2 protein-coding genes are annotated in these 1889 nt (G+C 35.4%); one reads left to right on the plus strand and one right to left on the minus strand.

All coding sequences use genetic code 11. The features are described 5' to 3' along the window. Positions 1–94 precede the first annotated feature (94 nt). Positions 95–541, minus strand: coding sequence for an IS200/IS605 family transposase (tnpA, locus tag QT74_RS07770; RefSeq protein WP_195742352.1), 447 nt, complete (start codon positions 539–541; stop codon positions 95–97). A gap of 51 nt (positions 542–592) precedes the next feature. Between tnpA and QT74_RS07775 the strand changes: the two genes are divergently transcribed. Next, on the plus strand, positions 593–1873 hold the full coding sequence (locus tag QT74_RS07775; protein ID WP_033765908.1) for an RNA-guided endonuclease InsQ/TnpB family protein: 1281 nt from the start codon (positions 593–595) through the stop codon (positions 1871–1873). Positions 1874–1889: the final 16 nt, after the last annotated feature.

Below are 1889 nucleotides of genomic sequence, written 5' to 3' on the forward strand. Positions count from 1 at the left end.
TTTTAAACCCCCCAAGCAGAAATCCCAAATATCTTTAGTGTTTGGGATGAATGCTTTAGTTCCGCTAGGAACTATATAAAAACCTTAAGTGAAACTAACCTTGATTTTCTATATACGCCTTGATAGTTTCAGGGTTAGCTTCACCGATAGAGCAAACAAAAAATCCATCAGTCCAAAAAGTTTTTTCTTTCCAAAAGTGTTTTTGCAATAAGGGGATAAATCTTTTATCGCGCCAAACTCTATAAGTGGTGATCTGTTTGATTTTAGCAATAATGGAGCTAATAGACATTCTAGGGATATATTGAACCATTAAGTGCAAATGATCTATATCGCTTTCCATCGCAATGATAATGAAATGACTTTGGGTGGCTATCTCATCTATAACAGACTTAATAAAATCATTCAAATCCCCTTGCAACAACTTTTTTCTATACTTACACACTAAAATCAAATGGGCTTTTAGATTATGCTTACTTCGGTTGGTTGAAATATACCACCTTAATGGATAATGGTTTTTCCTCATTAGTTTAGCCTTATTCATTATTTATAAAAACATTGTATAATAATACAAGATAAAAACAAGGGAGTCGTTTTGCTTAACGCTGTCAAGTTTAGAATTTATCCTAACGCCCAACAAAAAGAATTGATTTCTAAACATTTTGGCTGTTCTAGAGTGGTGTATAACTACTTTTTAGATTACCGACAAAAACAATACGCAAAAGGCATTAAAGAAACTTACTTCACCATGCAAAAAGTCTTAACCCAAATCAAGCGGCAAGAAAAATACCATTATCTCAATGAATGCAATTCTCAAAGTTTGCAAATGGCGTTAAGACAGCTTGTGAGCGCTTATGATAATTTCTTTAGCAAAAGAGCGAGATACCCTAAATTCAAATCCAAGAAAAACGCTAGGCAATCCTTTGCAATCCCCCAAAACATAGAAATCAAAACAGAAACTCAAACAATCGCACTCCCTAAATTCAAAGAGGGCATTAAGGCTAAATTACACAGGGATTTGCCTAAAGATAGCGTTATCAAACAGGCTTTTATTTCTTGCATAGCCGATCAATATTTTTGCTCTATATCCTATGAAACCAAAGAGCCTATCCCTAAACCTACCATCATTAAAAAAGCGGTAGGTTTAGACATGGGCTTAAGAACGCTCATTGTTACAAGCGATAAAATAGAATACCCACACATTCGTTTTTATCAAAAATTAGAAAAGAAACTCACTAAAGCGCAAAGGAGGTTAAGTAAAAAAGTAAAAGGTTCCAACAACAGGAAAAAACAAGCTAAAAAGGTGGCTAGATTGCATTTAGCTTGTTCAAACACTAGAGATGACTACTTGCATAAAATCAGTAATGAGATAACCAATCAATACGATTTGATAGGGGTAGAAACTTTGAATGTTAAGGGGCTTATGAAAACCTATCATTCTAAAAGCCTTGCTAATGCGAGTTGGGGGAAATTTCTTGCTATGTTAGAGTATAAAGCCCAAAGAAAAGCTAAAACCCTTTTACGCATAGACAGATTTTTCCCTAGCTCTCAATTATGTTCTTATTGTGGGGTCAATACAGGCAAAAAACATGAAAGCATCACTAAATTCACTTGTCCTCATTGCAATATCACACACCACAGAGATTACAATGCGAGTGTCAATATTAGAAACTACGCTTTAGGCATGCTAGATGAAAGGCATAAAGTAAAGATAGATAAAGCTAGGGTAGGGATTATCCGAAGCGATTACACTCATCACACTAATGAGTGTGTCAAAGCTTGTGGAGCTTCCTCTAACGGGGTTAGTTCATATGGCAACATATTGGATCTAGCTAGTTATGGAGCTATGAAGCAAGAAAAAGCCCAATCGCTTTAGCGGTTGGGTAATTCAC

The organism is Helicobacter pylori SA213A, assembly GCF_000476275.1.
Classification (GTDB): domain Bacteria; phylum Campylobacterota; class Campylobacteria; order Campylobacterales; family Helicobacteraceae; genus Helicobacter; species Helicobacter pylori_CL.

Coding starts and splice junctions, on each gene's coding strand:
- tnpA (WP_195742352.1), bottom strand. CDS start 541: ATGAATAAGGCTAAACTAATGAGGAAAAACCATTATCCATTAAGGTGG.